We start from the raw sequence: 19054 nt of genomic DNA, 5'->3' as shown, positions 1-19054 counted from the left end.
CCCCTAGAGAGAGGCCGACGATGATCGATAGCGCACAGCTCCACCACTTGCCCAGGGCCATCGCCGCCCAATCCCTCGGGGACATCAACAGCCTGCTGGCCAGCATGGCTCCGATCACGCCCCTGCTGGACTGCATTCCCAGCGCGGTGTTCTTCATCAAGGACCTGCAGGCCCGGTACCTGATCGCCAACCTGACCCTGGCCCAGCGCTGCGGCTTCAAGAACATCCGGCCATTGCTCGGCAAGACCTCCGCAGAAGTCTTTCCGGCGGTGCTCGGCCCGGTCTACACCGAGCAGGACCAGCGCGTGCTGCGCCAGGGCATCACCATCAAGGGCCAACTGGAATTGCACCTGTACGGCAGCCGTGAACCCGGCTGGTGCCTGACCCACAAACTGCCGCTGTATGGACGTGACGGACAGATCATCGGCATGGCCGGCATCTCCCTGGACCTGCAGGCAGCCCGTGACACCCATCCGGCCTACGAGCGTTTGGCGGCCGTGGACCGGCATATCCGCGAGCACTACAGCGAAGCCATCCGCCTGCAGGACCTGACCCGCATCGCCAACCTGTCCACGGCGCAGCTGGAGCGCTACTGCAAGCGCATCTTCCACCTCACGCCCCGGCAGATGATCCACAAGGCACGCCTGGAACACGCCTCACGGCTGCTGCTGACCCAGGAGCCCATCACCGAGGTGGCATTGCAATGCGGCTACACCGACCACAGCGCCTTCAGCCGGCAATTCAAGTCCCTGACCGGACTCAGTCCACGGCAGTTCCGGCTCAACGCCACGACTTAGCCAGGACTTACTCCTGGCAGAAGGTGCAGTAGTCGAACAAGCCCGTGAAGCCGACCTTGCGGTAGATCGACAGGCCGTCGAGGGAGGCTTCGAGCACACAGATTTTCGCGCCCTGGGCCTGGATCAGGCGCAGCACCGAGTGAATCAGCGCCGTGGCATAGCCCCGCCCCTGGCACTCCTGCAAAGTGCCGATATCATCCAGCCGCGCCACCCCCGGCCCCAGGGACAGCGTCAGGGCGCTCACCGGACGCTGGTCGACATACAGAGTGAAATGGCGCAGCGCCCTGCCGGCCTGCAACGCCGCCCGATGCCGTTCCAGGTACTGCTCGATGCCCCCACCATCGGGCTCGAACGCACTCTCCACCGGTAGCCCCCAATCGTCCAGATGCTCATCGGTGCAACGCACATCCGCCAGTGGCACCAGTACCTCCTGCGCTTCATAGGTCGCCAGATCCAGCACCATGCAAGTGGTCTTGTCCGCGGGCATCAGGTTCTGCTGTTGCAACTGCAGACTGACCCGCGACACCTGCGCCTGAGGGATCACCACACAGAACGGCATGCCGGTGCGCTGCAGGAACGCCACGCCCTCGGCCAGTTGCTCGCTGTTGTCGCCAGCCTGGTCCGTCATCATCAACAGATTCAGGCTGCTGGCTTCGACCCCAGTGCAATAGGCACTGAGATCGGAGCCGAAGCGCCGATAGAACTGGGAGATGGAAACGAAGAAATAGTCTTCCGCCTGATGATACAGATCGATGATCGACGCGCTGGGTACCTGCGCCATCTGCTACCTCCTTGAGCCTCGCGGCGCGCCATGCGTCGCCTGATCCGAGCCACGTTAAGCCCACAGGCCCGGCGGCTCCAGCACAATCCTGTTTTATTGTGCGAAGGAATGTTCTGAGGTGTAAGCAGACAGCGTTGGTTGATCACCACTCAACCATCCAGGCGATCGCCGGGGCGTCCGGCCTGGATGGCCTTGGCCATTTGCAGGTGGTTCTCCAGCTTGGGCAAGGTTTCCTCGGCGAAGGCCTTGAGCTCCGGCACTTCACTGGTTTGCGCCTGTTGCTGGATCTGCCGGATCGCCGCTTCAGTGGCCTTGATCTGGCTCGCGGCATAGGCGCGGTCGAAATCCGCACCCTCGGGCACCTGTGGCATCAGGCGCTTGGCCTGGTCCACTACCTGCTCTCGGGGGGCCACCGGCAGGTCCAGTTGCCTGGCGATTTTTGCCAGGTGCTGATTGGCGGTGGTGCGATCGTTGATCACCTGAATGGTGTATTCCTTGACCGCCCGGGACGAGGTTTGCTGATGCGCCAGGCGACTGGCTTCGATATCGGCCATGCCCTTGGCCGAAGCGTCGTCGATAAAGGCCGCGGGGGACTGGGCCAGGGCGTTGCTGGCGCCAAGGCCGAGCAACAAGGCCAGGCCGGCACGACCGAGGATTGTGGCCATGGGGTTCATGCGGGGAGTCTCCTCTTGCAAATCAATACGGCGGGAGCCACAGCACCCGCCTGCATTGGGAAAACCCGGAGCCACAAAGGTTTACAACAATCGCCGCCGGTACGACGAACGGCGACTCTTTCAGGCCTGGACCAGAGCCCTGCCCCTGGCCATGACTTCAGGCGCTGGAGCGGCTTTTGCGCTCGCGCTTGACCGCGTACATCGCCTCATCGGCGTGCTTGAACAGCTGCTTTTCTTCCAGGCCATGTTCGGGGTACAGGCCAATGCCGATACTCGGCAGGATACGCAGGGAATGGCCATCCAGGCGCAGGGGCTCGTTTAGCGCGCGGCGAATCTTCTCGGCTACATGCTCGGCATCGTCACTGTGCTGCACGCTCTCGAGCAGCACCACGAACTCATCGCCGCCCATGCGCGCCACGGTGTCGGTTTCCCGCACGCAGCCCTTGAGGCGATTGGCCACTGCTTGCAGCAGCATGTCGCCCACAGCATGCCCGCAGGTGTCGTTGACCTCCTTGAACTTGTCCAGGTCGACATACAGCAAGGCCATGCGTCCCGACTCGCGCCGGGCCCGAGCCAGGGCTGAACGCAAGCGCTCGCGCAGCAGCTCGCGGTTAGGCAGATGGGTCAGTTGATCGTACTCGGCCATGTAATGCAGGCGCGCATGCAATTGCGCGCGTTCGATGGCAGCGGCGAGCTGGGCACTGACGTACTGCAGCAATTCCAGCTCTGCATCACCGTAGCCTTGTGCGCCGGGTGCACTTTTGACCATGAGCACACCGATGGTGCCCTTCTGCGAATTCAGTGGTACGCCCAGCCAGCAGCGAGGACCTTGAGCGACGGCGAACTCGTTCCACAAATCCCGGCTCAACGGACACTCCGGTGCCAGCAGCAAGGACTGGCCGTGCCGCAGCACTTGCGTGCAGAAACGCCCGATCAAGGTCCCGGGCTGCTCCGGGCTGCTTTCGCAGTCATCGACGTGGTAGGGAAAGTTCAGGCTATCGCTGCGCTCGTCGTACAGCGCCAGAACGAAATTGAGCGCCGGCAGCCACTCGCCGATGATCCGATGCACATGCTTGAACAGCACCAGCAGGTCCTCGGTGGCATGGGCCGCTTCGGAAATGGCATACAACGCCGCCTGTTTCGATTCGGCCTGTTTACGCTCGGTAATGTCCCGAGCCACGGCGATGCGCAACTGGTCCACTTCCGACCAGCGCGCCGACCAGAGGATGTGTGCCACCCGCCCGTCCTTGCGCAGGTAACGGTTCTCGAAATTCGGTTTGGGCACGCCCCCCATGATTTCCCGGGCGGCCTGCAAGGTGCGCTCACGATCGGCCGGGTGCACCAGCTCGATCATCGGCCGGCCGATCAGTTCATCGGCGGTGTAGCCGAAGACCCGCTCGCAGGCGGCACTGACAAACACGAAGCGCCCATCGATATCCACTGCGCACACAGCGTCCAGAAGCAGATCGATAAAGCTCGCCAGAGGCGCGGAATTGTTGGTTGCCATCAGAGAAAGCTACTACCCATGAAAAATGCACTGAGTACCCATCCCTTGAGCCCGGTCAGGTGGGATCGCCACCGACTGCGCACCGTCGCAACCCGCGCGGTACGTTATGCCTTGTTACCGATCAACCCCGGCACCGCATGCAACAGGGCATTGATCGCAAAACCGATGAACATCACCCCGCAGACCCGGGTGATCGCCAGCTCGTGACGCTGATACCAACTGCGTACCTGACGCGCACCGACCACGCCGATCAGAATAGCGTAAGCGCCGAGGCCGCCAAGGAAGCTCAGGGCAATCAGGCCGGGAAGCATGGACCAGCTGAGCAGCTCCGCACGGCTGGACAGCAGCGCGGTGAACGTCGCCACCGCCACCGGATAGGCCTTGGGATTGGTCAGGCCGAAGATGATCCCGTGCCAGAACGGATTGCGCGCAGCGCCCTGAGGTTCATCGCCATTGCTACCACGACTGCGAATCGCCCGCAGCCCCAGCCAGAACAGGTACAGACCGCTGAGCACCCCGAGGATATTGAAGGCGTCGCTGCCGATTTCCCGGGCGCCGACAATGGCGATCAGCGCCGTACTGCACCAGACCACATCGCCCAGCAGGTGCCCGCAGAGAAACCCGGCGCCGGCCTGCCGACCACGGGAGGCGCCAATACCGAAGACCGCCAGGACTCCTGGTCCGGGGGTGATCGCGTAAATGAAACCCGAGGCGATAACGGCCAGTAACAGCGATGAGGTCATCAACAAGACTCCAGAACGGATGCACCTCACGGAAACGCCAGGCACAGAATGAATCTGCCGGATTCTGCACGATCAAGGCACCTTGCCACCAGCGGCTTTCGTCAGCTGCTTCCGCTAGCGGCGCCTCAGTCGGCGGGGTAAAAGCGCATCCCAGCGTAAGGATGTTCGCGACAGGCCCGTAATCGCGAAGCCAAGTCACCGACATGAGTCTCCAGACGCAGTTGCAACTGCGAGTGATAGAAGGCCAGGCTGCGGGGCAAGTCGCTGACCGCCAGGGTCAGGTGATTGAGGCCGGTGAGCATCGATTACTGTCCTTTCAGGGCTTTGCTCAACACGTAGCGCCGGCCGTCATAGTGCAGGGTCGCCAGCGTGTTCCTGGGCGCCAGGTCACGGCTTTCACAGCCGTCGCGGCCCTTGAAATGCTCGGTACTGACTTCACGGGTACGCACGATCAGATCGGCGTAACCGTTGCGCTGGCCGCTGCCGACTTCCAGGGTCCGGTGCAGGGTCCGGGAGCGGCCCACGCATTCGCCGCCCCAACCAAACTCGCCGGTGCTTTCATCCACCACCAATCCTTCCAGCAGCGGCAGGACCTCCTTGTCTTCACGTCGATACAGGGTCAGCACGCTTTTCTCGTAGGGCATGGCACTGGAGCTGTGGTGATAGAGAACCCGCAGGCCAAAGGCCCGCTGCTCTTCGTTCAAGCGGTAGCGCCCGGTGTCGATCTGCAGCCCTTGCAGGGCCACGGCATCGGAGAACAGAGCGGAATCCTTGTAGTTGCTGGCCAGGGTCCAACCGGAGTCGATGTCCTGCAGCGATACGTCCAGGCTGTAGCTGCTGACGTCGCCAGCCTGGCTCCCGGGCATGGGCGTCGCCCGGGCACTGATGCTCAGTTCCGGCTCCGCGGGCCAGGGCTTGCAGACATAGAGCTCTCCGGGGATATCCGTCGTGTTGTCACAGTGCGCCTGCGCCGCCGTGACACCCCCCAACCAGGCACAGAGCACCAGGCCCAGACCCCATGGTTCAAGCCACTTCATCAAAACTCCTTCAGATACCGCTGTAACCATTGGGCAGGACGTAACGCTGGCCATCGTAATGCAGCGTGATGAGCACCGGCTTGGCGGTCACGGACTTGGACTGGCACTCCTCCCCCACTTTTTCGCTCCGGGTACTGACGCTGACCGAACGCACGATCAGGTCGGCATAGCCATGGCTGCGGGTCTTGGCGATATCCAGGGTGCGAGTGGTTTCAGTGCCCTCGCCGGTGCACTGGCCATCCCACTCGCCGTTGTAGGAGCGGGCCAGGAACTTCTCCAGCACCGGGCGCAGGGTGCTGCCTTCGCGCACGTAGAGACTGAGCCAGATCTGATTGAAGGGGTTGACCCGGGAGGAGCCCTCGAACGCCGCCCGAACCCCAAAGGCCCGCACTTCTGGCGCCAGTTGGAAGCGCCCGGTGTCGAGCGTCACGCTTTCCAGGCGGAAGGCGTCGGAGACGAAAGCCACAGGCTGTCTGTAACTGGCCAGGGGCTTGCCGCTGTTGCGCTCCAGCACTGCCAGTTGCAGATTGTAAGTGCCGTCCCCGTCGCCGGTGTCGCTGGGGTCCGGGACTTGTTCTGACAGCAGGCTGATGCTCTGGTCGTCAAAGGCCGGCCAGTCCTTGCACAAGGAAAAGCCCGGAACCTCGGCGTTGCGTGGCGGCGGCAGGCACTGAGCCGCTACGGATGTGGTGCCGGCCAGCAGCGCCAGGCTGCCCAGAAGCGGGATCAGAGAAGAGCGACGGAACATTCACGACTCCTTGTGACAGGCGGATACAGCGCGGTTTCAGGTCGCACTATCCTCTGCCCCGCCGACGCTTTCAACGCTGGGAGCACGGGTCCGGGAATAAGGCCGCCATATTGCTCAGGCCGATCCTCAGGCCGGCTACCCGGCACCCGGGGGTGGGTGATATCCGGCTGGCCTTACCTGATTCCCTACCGGGTGCGCGGGGACCGGCTCCAGATTCTGCGAATTTTCCATACCCGCCGGCAGCCCCTGGCACGTTGGTGAACGCTTCACTTGTAGGAGCTGGCTTGCCAGCGAAACGGACTTACTCGTTCCTCAAAACGCGCTACGGAAAATCTCTTCGATCTGCCGCTGCTCCGCCGGACGCGGGTTGGTCAGGCCACAGGCGTCTTTCAGGGCATTGGCCGCCAGCACCGGTATGTCCTGCAACTTGGCACCCAGCTCGCGCAGCCCGGCAGGAATTTCCACATCCCGAGCCAAAACACGAATCGCCGCAATTGCAGCCTGGGCACCCTCCTCCGGGCTGAAGCCACGAATGTCCGCGCCCAGGGCGTGGGCCACATCGGTCAGGCGCTCGGCACAGACACTGGCGTTGAAGCTCTGCACATGGGGCAGCAGTACCGCGTTGCACACTCCATGGGGCAGATCATAGAAACCGCCCAGTTGGTGGGCCATGGCATGCACGAAGCCCAGGGAAGCGTTGTTGAAGGCCATGCCGGCGAGGAACTGCGCATAGGCCATGTTCTCCCGGGCCAGCAAATCGCTGCCGTCGTGCACCGCCTGGCGCAAGTTCGCGCTGATCATGCTGATGGCTTTCAACGCACAGGCGTCGGTGATCGGGTTGGCGGCGGTGGACACATAAGCCTCCACTGCGTGGGTCAAGGCGTCCATGCCGGTGGCGGCGGTCAGGCCCTTGGGCATCGCCACCATCAGCGCCGGATCGTTGACCGACAGCAGGGGCGTAACGTTGCGGTCGACAATGGCCATTTTCACGTGGCGCGACTCGTCGGTGATGATGCAGAAACGGGTCATCTCGCTGGCGGTGCCGGCGGTGGTGTTGATGGCAATCAGCGGCAGTTGCGGCTTGCTCGACTGATCGACGCCTTCGTAATCGCGAATATGCCCGCCGTTGGTGGCGCACAGGGCAATGCCCTTGGCGCAGTCATGGGGCGAGCCGCCCCCCAGGGAAACCACGAAATCGCACTGGGACTGCTGCAACTGCGCCAGCCCCTGCTCGACGTTGGCGATGCTCGGATTGGGCTTGGCGCCATCGAAGATCACCGAGTCGATGTCCTGCATGGCCAGCTTCTCGGCGATCATGCCCGCCACCCCGGCCTTGGCCAGCCCGACGTCGGTGACGATCAGCGCCTTGCGAAACCCATAATTGCGAATGGCGCTCATGGCCTCGTCCAGGCAATCGATGCCCATGATGTTGACGGCTGGGATAAAGAAGGTGCTGCTCATGAGGAGGTCTCCAGGCGAATGCCCAATGCGGGTGTCGATTCATGTCTGCCCGACAGGATCGACTCATCGGTCACGGGCGATCTTGATCTGGCTCAAGGGTCGGTCGTGATAAAGTCGGCGCCCTGATTACCTTCTGCCTTGAGACCAATGACCGCGATGACGGATTTCCAGGAATTTGACGCCAAACTTGAAGACTGGAACGCCCTGGTCACCAGCACGCCGTTCAGTGGCCTGCTGATCGGCAACGGTGCCAGCCGTGCCGTGTGGGAGGATTTTGCCTACGACTCGCTGTTCGAAAACGCTCGCACAGTGGAAGAAAAGCCCCTGAGCCAGTCCGAGCTCAGCGTCTTCGAAGCCCTGCAGACCCGCAGCTTCGAACAGGTATTGGGCGCCCTGAAAACCACCAGCCGGGTCAACAAGGCCCTGGCGGTCAGCTCGGCGGCGCCGCGCAACCGCTACTACGCCATCAAGGAAGCCCTGATCAACACCGTGCATGCGGTGCACATCCCCTGGCGCCTGGTGCAGCCGCAAAGCCTGGCGGCGATCAACCAGGAGTTGCGACGCTATCCCACGGTGTTCACCAGCAACTACGACCTGCTCAACTACTGGGCGGTACAGCATGACAGCCAAGGCATCGACGACCTGTTCCACGGCGCCGATCCGGCCTTCGCACTGGGCACCACCTCCAGCACCGCTACCCGCTTGCTCTACCTCCACGGCGGCCTGCACCTGGTGCGCAACCTGGACGGCAGCGCACGCAAGCTGAGCTCCACCGAAGGCACCCTGCTGGGCAGCTTCGCCATCAACAACACCCTCAAGACCCTGGACGACGTGCCGCTGTTTGTCAGCGAAGGGCCCCTGGCGGACAAGCTCAAGACCATCCGCAGCTCGGACTACCTGTCGTTCTGCTACCAGCAGCTGCTGGACCACAGCGGCGCCCTGTGCATCTTCGGCCACAACCTCGGCCCCCAGGACCAGCATCTGGTGCAGGCGATCCGCCAGTCGGCCACCAAGACCCTGGCCATCTCCATCTACCCACGCAGCGCAGCCTTCATCCAGCACCAGAAGCGCCACTACGCCAAGCTGTTCGAGGGCCTGGAGCTGAGCCTGCGCTTCTTCGACTCCAAGACCCACGCCCTGGGCAACCCGGCGCTGTCAGTCCCCGTAGAACGCTGATCAGCCCCGCAGATCTCACGACTGGCGCAAGGAGCTGGCTTGCCAGCGAAGGCGGCCGCAGAAGCAACACAAGGCTCCACCGCCCGGCTGGCTCCTGGCGGATGAGCGCCCTCAGTCCTCGCTGCTGTGCACCACCACCAGCAACTGCGCCTGCTCGTCCCCCAGGGAGCGGATGCGATGGGGCTTTTGGGCATTGAAGTGCAGCGCGTCGCCACGGTTGAGAATCACCCGCTCGTTCATGAAGTCCACTTCCACCTGGCCTTCATGAACAAACAGGAACTCCTCCCCCAGGTGTTCCTTGAAGGTCTTGTCACTGAACTCTTTGGCCGGGTAGATGATGAACGGCAGCAGATTGCGTTCACTGACCTGATGGGCCAGCACCGCATATCCCGGCGTCTGCCCGTTGGCTGCCAATGACTGGCGCTCGTCGCTGCGCACCAGGCTGTAGCTGTCCAGGCTGATGCTGTCCTCGGCGAACAGCTCCTCGACCTTGACGTTCAGCGCCTTGGCCAGCCTCAAGGCGGCTGCAATCGACGGCGTGTTCAACCCGCGCTCGACTTTCGACAGGTAGCTCTTGGTCATCCCGGATTTTTCAGCCAGGGCCTCCAGGGTCACGCCAAGTTTTTTTCTCAATAATTTCAAACGGATAGACATGTGGAGCGATTAATCCATCTAGAAAACAACGATTGGCGCTTGCCAATGACACAAAGTGTCATATAGCCTCTTTAGTGTCATCAGCATTCACCCAACGACCTTGCAAGTAGCAGGTGAAGTGCAGACCCGACGTCCATTGCACCCTCACCAAGGACCCCGATATGGCCAAGACATTAGCATTGCCCAAGGACCAACTGATCAAGCAAGCCCTGACCCAGATGCAAAATACACTGGCGGATAATACGTGGACCGACCGGCAAAAGCTGGCCCTGACCTGCCGCATTCTGTTCGAGAACGGTCACGACTCGGGCCTCGCCGGGCAGATCACCGCCCGCGGTCCGCAGCCAGGCACCTACTACACCCAGCAATTGGGCCTGGGTTTCGATGAAATCAGCGCCAGCAACCTGCTGCTGGTCAACGAAGACCTGGAAGTCCTGGAAGGCCACGGCATGCCCAACCCGGCCAACCGCTTCCACAGCTGGGTGTACCGCGCCCGCCCGGACGTGAACTGCATCATCCACACCCATCCGACCCACGTTGCCGCGCTGTCGATGCTGGAAGTGCCCCTCGAGGTATCGCACATGGACCTCTGCCCGCTGTATGAGGACTGTGCCTTTCTCGAACCCTGGCCCGGGGTGCCAGTGGGCAACGAAGAAGGCGAAATCATCTCCGCAGCCCTGGGAGACAAGCGCGCGATCCTGCTTTCCCACCACGGTCAGCTGTCCACCGGGGCCAGCATCGAGGAAGCCTGTGTCATCGCCCAACTGATCGAGCGCGCAGCCAAGCTGCAACTGCTGGCGATGGCCGCCGGCACCATCAAGCCGATCCTCCCTGAGCTGGGTCGTGAAGCCCACGACTGGATCTCCAAGCCCAAGCGCCATGGCGCCGCCTTCAACTACTACGCTCGGCAAAACCTGAAAAAACACGCCGACTGCCTGAACTGATCCACACCCTTATGCCTTGCTAGGAGTTGCACCATGTCTACACCCGATATCCACGGCATCATCGGCTACACCGTCACCCCCTTCGGCCCCCACGGCGAGGGCCTGGACCTGGACGCCCTCGGGCACTCCATCGACCGCATGATCGACGCCGGCGTCCACGCCATCGCCCCCCTGGGCAGCACCGGTGAAGGTGCCTACCTCAGCGATGCGGAATGGGATCAGGTCGCCGAGTTCAGCATCCGCCACGTGGCCAAACGCGTGCCGACCATCGTCAGCGTTTCCGACCTGACCACCGCCAAGGCCATCCGCCGCGCGCGTTTTGCCGAAGCCCAGGGCGCCGACGTGGTGATGGTACTGCCGGCCTCCTACTGGAAGCTCAGCGAAGCCGAGATCCTCGCCCACTACCAGGCCATAGGCGCCAGCATCGGCGTGCCGATCATGCTCTACAACAACCCGGCCACCAGCGGCACCGACATGTCGGTGGAGCTGATCCTGAAGATTTTCCACGCCGTGGAGAACGTCACCCTGGTCAAGGAAAGCACCGGCGACATCCAGCGCATGCACAAGCTGCAACTGCTGGGCGAAGGCCAGGTGCCGTTCTACAACGGCTGCAACCCCCTGGCCCTGGAAGCCTTCGCTGCCGGTGCCCGCGGCTGGTGCACGGCGGCGGCGAACCTGATCCCCCAGCTCAATCTCGATCTGTACCAGGCCGTGCTGAACCATGACCTGCAACGGGCCCGGGAACTGTTCTACCGTCAGTTGCCGCTGCTGGACTTCATCCTCAAGGGCGGCTTGCCGGCCACGGTCAAGGCCGGACTGGAACTGGCCGGACTGAACGCCGGCGAGCCACGCCGGCCGGTGTTTGCCCTGAACCCGGGCGGTCGCCAACAGTTGCAGACGCTGCTGCATACCCTGGGTTGAATCCCTGACAAAAAAGCCCGGACGGCTGACACCGTCCGGGCTTTGGCATGGGCCACGTTCAACGGTCGCTCAGTGGCTGCTCAGCGCCACCGGGGCCTTGGCCTTGAACAGCGGGTCCTGCAGCATCTGCGCGATGAAGTCGTCGGTGATGCGCTGCACATGCTGGTATTGGCCGCCATCGAGATTGGCCCAGCCGCGCCAGGACCGGGTCTGATTACTGACCCGATACTTGGCCAGCGGCTGGTCACCACGGCTGACATGGAACATCACCTGACTGTCCCAGGTGGCCCGGGCCGGCACGATAAAAAAGGTCATCGCGCTGAGCAGCCCCATGGGAATGTTCTGCCAGCCAAAGTAATCACTGTTCGCCATCACTATCACGTTGTAGCCATCGGTACTGAACCCCGACTGCACCTGCTCGAAGGTGCCGCGACGACGCAGTTCGTCACGGATCAGGCCGCCGGGAATGGGCCCGATCACACTGACGCTGATGGCCGGCAACCTCTGCTGATAATCCACCTCGGCCGGCTTGAGACTATGGCTGGTCTGGCAACCGCCAAGCCCCAGCATCAACACCATCAACAACCACCAACCACTGCGCATTACAGATCCCCCGACAGCATGGCCTTGAGCATTGACGCCTTGGGCCCCTGCTCCTTGACGATCAGCGACGTGACGTCTTCCATCTTCTGCAGATCGACCCGTTGCAGGCTCGGCACCTGCGGGTACTTGGCGCGCACCAGAGCGGCGTCGCGCTCCAGGTGGTCACTGTGCAGAAACACGCACTTGGCCCCCGCCGCCGACAGGCAGCCGGCGCGGAAATCACCGACGTAATAGGCCTTGCCGGCTTCCAGTTCCAAGGGGATGGAGAAGTCTTCGCGGCTCCAGGAAGTGGCGTTGCCGCGGTCGAAGTGCAGGTTGTAGATCTCGTAGCGCCCGGGTTTGAGCGGCATCACGAACAGGCTGCCGATACCGTGCCAGGTCTCGCGCACATCGCGCGGGGTGCGACCGTAGACCTGGTTGTACAAGCGCGCCGAGGCGAACCCCTCACCGCCCCGTGGGCGAATCAGCAGCATCTGTTCGTTGGCGGTGTGCACCGCCTTCGGCCAGATGCCGACCACGCCCACCACATAGGCCACCCCCGACTGCGAATCGGGGCGCATGCTCTCGGCGATTTTCGTGGAAGACAGGCTGTAGCAACCGCTCAGCGCCAGCAGCGCGGCGAGTAATACGAGAGGGCGAATCATGAGGTCGCAAATCCCTTGGACAATGATCGATAACGTCAACCAGTGCGCCAGGCATGCCGACCGCCCGGTGACGGGCGCGGAGGATAATGCAAGTGATGGCATTTCGCCAGAATTCAGTCGCCAAGCGGCTGGCGTCCGCCAGGAGCTCGAACCAAAGCTCGCCGCCATCGCGGGCGACGAGTTTCAGCCGGGCAGATGGCGGCGCAGCCATGCGGCCTTGCCCCTGATCAGGCCAAGCGGCCGGGGCTTTGCCGAACCGGGTTTAAACGCCAGTCAGGTCCTTGATGTTGTGGCTCGGACCGTTGGCCTTGACGCTGGCGATGCCCTTGTCCCGGGCCGCCTCCGATGAATAGGTTTCACTGCTGCCGATGATCTGGTGATTGGCCGCCTTCAGCGTGAAATAGGGTTTGCCGTCCTTGGCGCTCTTGCGCTCGTAGCGCTCCTCCAGGGGACTGTTGGTCTGCACCGAGGCAATGCCGTTCTCCGCGGCGGCGCGAGTGGTGTATTGCTCGCTGGTGAGAATGGTCTCGGCGTTGGCCGCCTTGAGCACGAAACGAAACTGACCGTTGCTGCTTTTCTTCAACTCATACCATCCGGACATGCTGTGGCTCCTTGCGTTGATCGATGGGCGTTGCGCCTTGAGAGTAAAGACTCTTTAAGCGATTCAGCCATTGCCCCGTTGACTGAAAAATCGGTTTTCCACTCGCGCAAGCCCCAGGTGTTCGCGCAGGGTGTGCCCCGTGTAGCGCTGGCGAAACAGGCCCCGGCGTTGCAGCTCAGGGGTGATCAATTGCACGAAATCCTCGATGGCTCCCGGCAAATGGGTAAACAGCACATTGAAGCCATCGGCGGCGTACTCCTCGTACCAGGTCGCCAGTTCATCAACGATCTGCCCTGGCGTCCCCACCAGTACCTTGTGCCCGCTGGCGGACAGGCTGCGCAGCAGCTGCGCCAGCGTTGGCCGCTCCCGGCGGACCAGTTCCACCACCAGTTGCCGACGGCTCTTGTGCCGCTCGGTGGGCGCCGCGTCTGCCAACAGCGGCACTGGGGCATCCAGGGGCAGTGTCGACAGGTCGATGCCCAGGTCCAGCAAGTAGGACAGCGCCCTGAGCTGGGCCTGCGGGTCCTGCAGCTCCTGCAATTGCTGATACTTCTCCTCGGCCTCGCTGAGGGTCCGGCCGACCGTCGGCGCAATCCCCGGGAAGATCTTCAACTGCCGGGCATGGCGACCGTAATGGGGAAGTCGTTCCTTGAGCCCGACGTAGAAATCCTTGGCCTGTTGCAGGTCGCTCTGGGCGGTGAACACCAGCTCGGCACAGCGGGCCGCCAGCTCGCAGCCCGGGCCCGAAGACCCGGCCTGGGCGATCACCGGCCAGCCCTGCAGCGGACGCGGCGCATTCAACGGGCCCTGTACCTGGAAGTGCCGGCCACGATGCTCCAGCAAGTGCATCCTGTGCGGCTGCAACCACTGGCCGCTGGCCTTGTCCCGGGGGAAGGCGTCATCGGCCCAGCTGTCCCACAGGCCGCTGACCACCGTGAAAAACTCCTCGGCCCGGGCGTAACGTTCGGCATGGCTGGGGGGTTCGGGGTAATTGAAGTTCTCTGCGCCGATCAACCCCGTCACCAGGTTCCAACCGGCACGCCCCTCACTCAGGTGGTCCAGGGACGCGAACTTGCGCGCCAGGTTGTAGGGCTCGTTGTAGGTGGTGCTGGCGGTAGCGATCAGGCCGATATGCCGGGTCACCACGGCCAGCGCCGGCAGCAGGGTCAAGGGGTCCCAGCGCAAGCTGTAGGAACTGCGGGCCAGCACCCGGGGATCGAGATCCCCCACAGCCACGTTGTCGTTGAGAAACAGCGCGTCGAAACAGCCGCGCTCCAGGGTCTGGGCGTAGTGTCGGTAGCGCTGGAAATTCAACGAGGCATCGGCATCCGCCCGGGGATGGCGCCAACTGCCGCCGTGGGCGCCGGAGCCGGAGAGAAAGGCCCCCAGCCCCATCTGCCCGCTGCGCTCAGCCATGACCGGCGCCCTCCTCGGCCGCCGCCAGGGTAGCCGGGGCGGTACGCAGCAACAGGCTCACCGTGGCCCAGACCAACAGCGTCGCCACGGCCAGAAACCCCATCACCCCGCGATAACCGTTGAGAAAGGCGCCCTGGGCATCGTCCAGCGGCGTCGCGGAAAAGTAGTGGAACAAGCCCACCCCCACCGCCAGCCCCACGCCACCGCCGACGTTGTGCAGGGTCATCAGCGAACCCATGGCCACCGAGCCCACTTCCTGAGGCACCGAGGAAATCCCCAGCACCGTCGACGGCCCGAGAATACTGGCCCAACCCAGGCCCATGATGACGAAGGCGCCGAGCAGATACGCCAGCGACGTCTGGCGGTCGAACCCGGCCTGCAACAGCGCCGACAGCACGAACAGCAGCAGCCCGGTCTTGATCAGCAGCGCCGGGCCCTTGCGGTCCACCAGCCGTCCCACCAGCGGCGACAGCAGCGCCACCCCCAAGGTGGTGGGCAATAACAGCAAGCCGCTGGCCTGCACCGACTCACCACGGATCTGCGCCAGATACAGCGGCATGACGAAAAACGCCACGCAGTAGAACAGCGCCAGACCGAAACTTGCCGCGACCCCGGCGACAAAGCGTCGGTTGGCGAACAGCTTGAGATCGATGATCGGCGCCGCAACCCGTTTCTCCACCGCCAGGAAGGCCACCAGGGCCAGGGTCGCCAGGGCGATCAGACCCAGAGTCAGGTGCGAGCCCCAGCCCCAGGTTCCACCCTGAACGATCACCAGCACCAGGCTCGGCAAGCCGATCAGCAACAGCAACGCGCCCCATACATCCAGTCGTGCACCGGCCTCTGCCGAGCGGGACTCCTTCACGCTGAAACTGCAGATGCCCAGGCTCAGCAGCACGAAGGGCACGTTGATCAGGAAAATCCACTGCCAGCCAAAGCCACTGGTGATCAGCCCCCCCAGTACCGGCCCGATTGCCAGCCCCACGCCATTGACGCCGAACAGCACGCCGAAGGCCTTGCCCTGTTCGGCGCTGTCGAAGGTGCTGGAGACAATGGCCCCCGACGCGGTGTAGAGCACGGCGCAGGCCAGCCCCTGGATCACCCGGGCAGCGATCAGGGTGTCGATCTGCGTCGCCAGCCCAGCCGCCAGCGACGCCAGACCGAACACCGTCAAGCCGATGAACAGCACCCGCTTGCGTCCATGCAAGTCGGCCAGGCGCCCCACCAGCACCATGAAACTCGACAGCGCCAGGATGAAGCCATTGATGACCCACTGCAGACTGTCCACCGAGGTCCCCAGATCGGTCTGCAATGCCGGCAGCGCCGTGTTGACGATGGTGAAATCCACACAGCCGAGAAAACTGGCAATGCTCACTCCGAGCAATGCCCACCATTTGCGTTGCTGTTGCGCAAAAACGCCCATGGAAACTCCTTGTCAGTCATAAAAAAACCGCTCTGCAGGAGCCCGCTTGCCGGCGAACAGGCCCTTGAGCCCTGCACCGCCCGCAAGGACGTCTTCGCTGGCAAGCCAGCTCCTACATTGATCGCGGCGGATCAGATGGCGATCGCGCCACTGGTCCAGTTCGGGTGAATGGCCCCAGGCAAGGTGAACGGAATCGGAATCCCGCGCTTCTTGAACTTCAGGGGCAGCCAGCGCACCCGATCCGGACTGTGGGGTTCGATCAACAGCTCGCGACTGGTGGCCATGGCCGTGGTCATCTGCTGCGGGTAGAGCACGTAGTGATAACCCTCATCGGCCCACAGCGGCAGGATGATGGGGATCTCTTCCAGGATGTATTCGCGGCACTGGGCCGCCGCGCGTTCGATGTCCGCGTGCTCGTCACGCAGGCGCAAACGCTCGGTGAACACGCCGATGGTGCTGTCGATGGCTTCGCGCAATTCCTCGCGCTGCTGATAGATCCGGTCCAGTTGCTGACGCAACTCGGCATAGCGGTCGCTGGCCAGTTCCTGGTTCCAGCGGGTGATGTGATAGGGCACCCGCAGGCCATCGAGGATGTCCTGGTTGCGCGCCAGCCAGGCATCGCCGTCGCGGATCGACGCCGACAACGCCTCCCCCGGAGATTTGCCGTGCTTGTTGTGGCGTTGCAGGGTGTCGGCCACCACCACCTTGACGTGGCTGAAGCCGGACTGGTTGATCAGGTGAATGGTGGAACGCAGCTTCTGGTCTTCGTGATATTCCTGGCCAACGCTGACCGCCAGGACCACGCGCTTGCCATCGAATTCGTGCTCTTCGCCGCCCTTGTTGAAGTAGGCCTTGAGATTGATTTCCTGCACCTTGCTCATGAGTTCAGCTCCAGTAGGCCAAAGGCTGTTGTTCGCCGTAGTAACCGATAAAGACCCCGAGGGTGACCCGGGTGCTGCTGGCCGAGGGGCGTACCGCGTGGATCAGCCGCGGGTTGAGCAGGATCAGGTCGCCCGGCTCGGGCTTGATCACGAAATCCGGCGGCGGCAGCAGATGGCGCTCGATGCCGTAGGCTCGTTCGCCGCGCAGGCGGTTGTACTCCTCCTCGTCCGGCTCGATGCCCCAGATCTCCAACTCTCCGCCGTCCTCGGGGATTTCCAGGTAGATGTTGGTGGACAGCTGGGTCAGCAGTGGCGGGCTGTGGCCCTGCGGCGCGTTGCGTTCGAGCTTGTCGGTATGGGGCGTGAGATCGACCCCCGAGCCCTGGAAGCGGGCGATGCCGACAAAGCACTTCTGCCCGCCTACCTGCAGCAGGTGGGCGCCCTGGGGCCAGACCTCATCCAGCAGCAGGCGCAGCTCGTCGATGGGCGAGGCCAGGGGCCGGAACAGGTTGCGGATCTTGCGGATATTGGGCAGTGCCAGGGCATGGTATTCGGCGCGGCTCTGCTCATCCTGGATCTCGATATAGGCCTTGCCGACGCGGACGAATTCCTGCTGCTGGCTGAAGGCGCTGCGCAGCTCCTGCTGGTACAGATGATCCCGCGCCACCTGCAAGGTGTCCGGCGGACAGAAACCTTTGAGCTGGACGCCATAAGAACGTTTTTCAACGACATCGAGGATATGCCGCGCTTCAAGTTTGTCGGCAGTAGTGACTGTGAACATGCAAGCTCCCTTATTCCCTGGAAGTAGCGACGAAGTACATCTTTGGCAGAACGTAATAATTTATTTCAAGGCCACTTTAGGCAGTTGCCAATGCCTTGTGAAATACCCTTTATCTCTAATATCCAAACTTAAAAATGTATAGAAAATCAGGTAAATAGCGGCCATCACCGACAACTTTAACGGCCTGCGCGGACACTATGAAATTTGCTGATAGTTAAGTTAAACAGCGGACATTATTGAAGGGATATTTATTCATTCCTCCCGAGCTTAATTAATAAAAATGCCATCTATTCATTCAACTTCATTGAACTGTTCGTCCATGTAAGCCGAGGCATCGAAAGACTGGCGGATGATGCCTTCCTCGCGATACAGATCGGCGGTGTGCTGCACGTCCGCCACCACCGACGGCCCCACGGCAATGCGTCGGGGCACGGAGTAGCGGTTGGAGCGTTCATGGACCTCTACCGGCAGGCCGCTGTAGCCGGCCTGGATGCGGGAAAACTCGGCCTGATGCTGATTGGCCCAGGCATAGGCGCGATCCAGGCGCCGGAGGAAATCGGCAATCTGTGCCGGCTTGTCATGGATCGCCTGATCATTGGCCACCAGTAACATGTGCCCGGCGAACAGGCCCTCGCCACTGACCAGCACCCGGGTTCCACCCTCCATCTGCACCATGCTGGTGTAGGGGTCCCAGGTCGACCAGGCATCGGCCTGACCATTGCTCAGCAGGCTGCGGGACTCGGCGGGCTGCAGGAAGATGAACTGCGCATCCGCGCCGTGTAGCCCCGCCGAACGCAGGGCGGCGAGGGCCAGGAAATGGCCGATGGAGCCGCGAGTGGTGGTGATGCGCTGGCCCTTGAGGCTGGCGGCATCCTGCAGCGGCGAGTCGTTATTGACCACAATCGCCACTGCCGTGGGCGTGACCTTGAGTTTGATCACCCCCACGGTCTTGATCGGCGCCCCGGCGGCGGCGGCGAACACGAACGGCGCATCCCCCAGGCTGCCGATGTCCACCGCCCCGGCCGCCAGCGCCTCGGCGGTGGGCGCGGCGGCGGCAAAGGACGCGAACTCGATGGGATACGGCACCTGCTCCAGCTCGCCGGCGGCCTGCAGCAGAATCTTCAGCGACTGCTTCTGGCTGGAAACCCGCAACGCCGGCTGCGCCAGCGCAGTGCCCACCCACAAACACAACACCACCCCTTGTAGGAGCCGCGACTGGCCCCTGAACCTTGCACCCGTCATGCGGCCGCCTTCGCTGGCAAGCC

The 19054-nt window shown here is 62.9% G+C and carries 21 protein-coding genes and 1 pseudogene; 5 read left to right on the top strand and 17 right to left on the bottom strand.

The genetic code is table 11. The features are described from left to right. The first annotated feature begins 20 nt into the window (after window positions 1-20). Window positions 21-797 carry an AraC family transcriptional regulator gene (locus P7C00_RS07735; protein WP_346634937.1) on the top strand — a complete coding sequence of 259 codons (777 nt, stop codon included), beginning with the start codon at window positions 21-23 and terminating at the stop codon, window positions 795-797. A 7-nt stretch (window positions 798-804) separates the two neighbouring features. On the opposite strand, the gene P7C00_RS07730 is transcribed toward P7C00_RS07735, so the two are convergent. The 7 genes from P7C00_RS07730 to P7C00_RS07700 all read right to left on the bottom strand — a co-directional run bounded on the left by P7C00_RS07730 (window position 805) and on the right by P7C00_RS07700 (window position 6287). Then, complete coding sequence (locus P7C00_RS07730) at window positions 805-1578, bottom strand: GNAT family N-acetyltransferase (protein ID WP_404938546.1); 774 nt, start codon at window positions 1576-1578, stop codon at window positions 805-807. Window positions 1579-1727: 149 nt separating this feature from the next. Then, window positions 1728-2252: a DUF4142 domain-containing protein gene (locus P7C00_RS07725; protein WP_346634939.1), complete on the bottom strand. Its 525-nt coding sequence runs from the start codon at window positions 2250-2252 to the stop codon at window positions 1728-1730. A 157-nt stretch (window positions 2253-2409) separates the two neighbouring features. Then, window positions 2410-3759, bottom strand: a complete 1350-nt coding sequence (locus tag P7C00_RS07720) for a diguanylate cyclase domain-containing protein (RefSeq protein WP_404938544.1) — start codon at window positions 3757-3759, stop codon at window positions 2410-2412. Window positions 3760-3863: 104 nt separating this feature from the next. Beyond that, on the bottom strand, window positions 3864-4502 hold the full coding sequence (locus P7C00_RS07715) for a LysE family translocator (RefSeq protein ID WP_346634941.1): 639 nt from the start codon (window positions 4500-4502) through the stop codon (window positions 3864-3866). Between the two features lie 125 nt (window positions 4503-4627). Beyond that, entirely contained in the window at window positions 4628-4804 is a 177-nt protein-coding gene (locus P7C00_RS07710) for a VOC family protein (RefSeq protein WP_346634942.1), read from the bottom strand. Between the two features lie 3 nt (window positions 4805-4807). After that, window positions 4808-5539 carry a hypothetical protein gene (locus tag P7C00_RS07705; RefSeq protein WP_346634943.1) on the bottom strand — a complete coding sequence of 244 codons (732 nt, stop codon included), beginning with the start codon at window positions 5537-5539 and terminating at the stop codon, window positions 4808-4810. 10 nt (window positions 5540-5549) lie between these two features. Then, window positions 5550-6287, bottom strand: coding sequence for a hypothetical protein (locus P7C00_RS07700; RefSeq protein WP_346634944.1), 738 nt, complete (start codon window positions 6285-6287; stop codon window positions 5550-5552). A 129-nt stretch (window positions 6288-6416) separates the two neighbouring features. Between P7C00_RS07700 and P7C00_RS07695 the strand changes: the two are divergent. Beyond that, window positions 6417-6548, top strand: a pseudogene (locus P7C00_RS07695) (type II toxin-antitoxin system RelE/ParE family toxin); the annotation flags it as partial. Window positions 6549-6599: 51 nt separating this feature from the next. On the opposite strand, the gene yiaY reads toward P7C00_RS07695, so the two are convergent. After that, window positions 6600-7748, bottom strand: a complete 1149-nt coding sequence (yiaY, locus tag P7C00_RS07690; protein ID WP_404938542.1) for an L-threonine dehydrogenase — start codon at window positions 7746-7748, stop codon at window positions 6600-6602. 156 nt (window positions 7749-7904) lie between these two features. Here yiaY and P7C00_RS07685 point away from each other — a divergent pair, with 156 nt between their 5' ends. After that, window positions 7905-8924 carry a DUF4917 family protein gene (locus P7C00_RS07685; protein ID WP_404939931.1) on the top strand — a complete coding sequence of 340 codons (1020 nt, stop codon included), beginning with the start codon at window positions 7905-7907 and terminating at the stop codon, window positions 8922-8924. A 111-nt stretch (window positions 8925-9035) separates the two neighbouring features. Here P7C00_RS07685 and P7C00_RS07680 read toward each other — a convergent pair whose 3' ends face one another. Further along, window positions 9036-9578, bottom strand: coding sequence for a helix-turn-helix domain-containing protein (locus P7C00_RS07680; RefSeq protein WP_404938540.1), 543 nt, complete (start codon window positions 9576-9578; stop codon window positions 9036-9038). A gap of 161 nt (window positions 9579-9739) precedes the next feature. Here P7C00_RS07680 and P7C00_RS07675 point away from each other — a divergent pair, with 161 nt between their 5' ends. Then, window positions 9740-10522 carry an aldolase gene (locus P7C00_RS07675; RefSeq protein ID WP_346634946.1) on the top strand — a complete coding sequence of 261 codons (783 nt, stop codon included), beginning with the start codon at window positions 9740-9742 and terminating at the stop codon, window positions 10520-10522. A 33-nt stretch (window positions 10523-10555) separates the two neighbouring features. After that, window positions 10556-11443: a dihydrodipicolinate synthase family protein gene (locus tag P7C00_RS07670; RefSeq protein WP_404938538.1), complete on the top strand. Its 888-nt coding sequence runs from the start codon at window positions 10556-10558 to the stop codon at window positions 11441-11443. A 69-nt stretch (window positions 11444-11512) separates the two neighbouring features. Here P7C00_RS07670 and P7C00_RS07665 read toward each other — a convergent pair whose 3' ends face one another. From P7C00_RS07665 to P7C00_RS07630, 8 genes are all read right to left on the bottom strand, one after another. Then, a complete protein-coding gene (locus P7C00_RS07665; protein ID WP_404938536.1) occupies window positions 11513-12046 on the bottom strand; it encodes a hypothetical protein in 534 nt (177 codons plus the stop codon). Beyond that, a complete protein-coding gene (locus tag P7C00_RS07660) occupies window positions 12046-12690 on the bottom strand; it encodes a hypothetical protein (protein WP_346634949.1) in 645 nt (214 codons plus the stop codon). Before P7C00_RS07660 ends, P7C00_RS07665 begins: the two co-directional genes overlap by 1 nt. 262 nt (window positions 12691-12952) lie before the next feature. Further along, window positions 12953-13291, bottom strand: a complete 339-nt coding sequence (locus P7C00_RS07655) for a YegP family protein (RefSeq protein ID WP_404938534.1) — start codon at window positions 13289-13291, stop codon at window positions 12953-12955. A gap of 63 nt (window positions 13292-13354) precedes the next feature. Further along, a complete protein-coding gene (locus P7C00_RS07650) occupies window positions 13355-14707 on the bottom strand; it encodes an LLM class flavin-dependent oxidoreductase (RefSeq protein ID WP_404938532.1) in 1353 nt (450 codons plus the stop codon). Then, window positions 14700-16127, bottom strand: a complete 1428-nt coding sequence (locus P7C00_RS07645; protein WP_346634952.1) for an MFS transporter — start codon at window positions 16125-16127, stop codon at window positions 14700-14702. Before P7C00_RS07645 ends, P7C00_RS07650 begins: the two co-directional genes overlap by 8 nt. 131 nt (window positions 16128-16258) lie before the next feature. Beyond that, the gene (locus tag P7C00_RS07640) at window positions 16259-17008 is read right to left on the bottom strand and encodes a tRNA-dependent cyclodipeptide synthase (protein WP_123726342.1); all 750 of its coding nucleotides are present in this window, start codon (window positions 17006-17008) and stop codon (window positions 16259-16261) included. Window positions 17009-17012: 4 nt separating this feature from the next. Beyond that, window positions 17013-17789: a 2OG-Fe(II) oxygenase gene (locus tag P7C00_RS07635; protein WP_404938529.1), complete on the bottom strand. Its 777-nt coding sequence runs from the start codon at window positions 17787-17789 to the stop codon at window positions 17013-17015. Between the two features lie 291 nt (window positions 17790-18080). Next, the gene (locus P7C00_RS07630) at window positions 18081-19031 is read right to left on the bottom strand and encodes an aliphatic sulfonate ABC transporter substrate-binding protein (protein WP_404938527.1); all 951 of its coding nucleotides are present in this window, start codon (window positions 19029-19031) and stop codon (window positions 18081-18083) included. Between the last annotated feature and the right edge of the window lie 23 nt (window positions 19032-19054).

Source organism: Pseudomonas sp. JDS08PS003, assembly GCF_045013505.1.
Classification (GTDB): Bacteria; Pseudomonadota; Gammaproteobacteria; order Pseudomonadales; family Pseudomonadaceae; genus Aquipseudomonas; species Aquipseudomonas protegens_B.
Note: the sequence above shows the minus strand (reverse complement) of the source record. Positions and strands in the feature narration are given on the sequence as shown.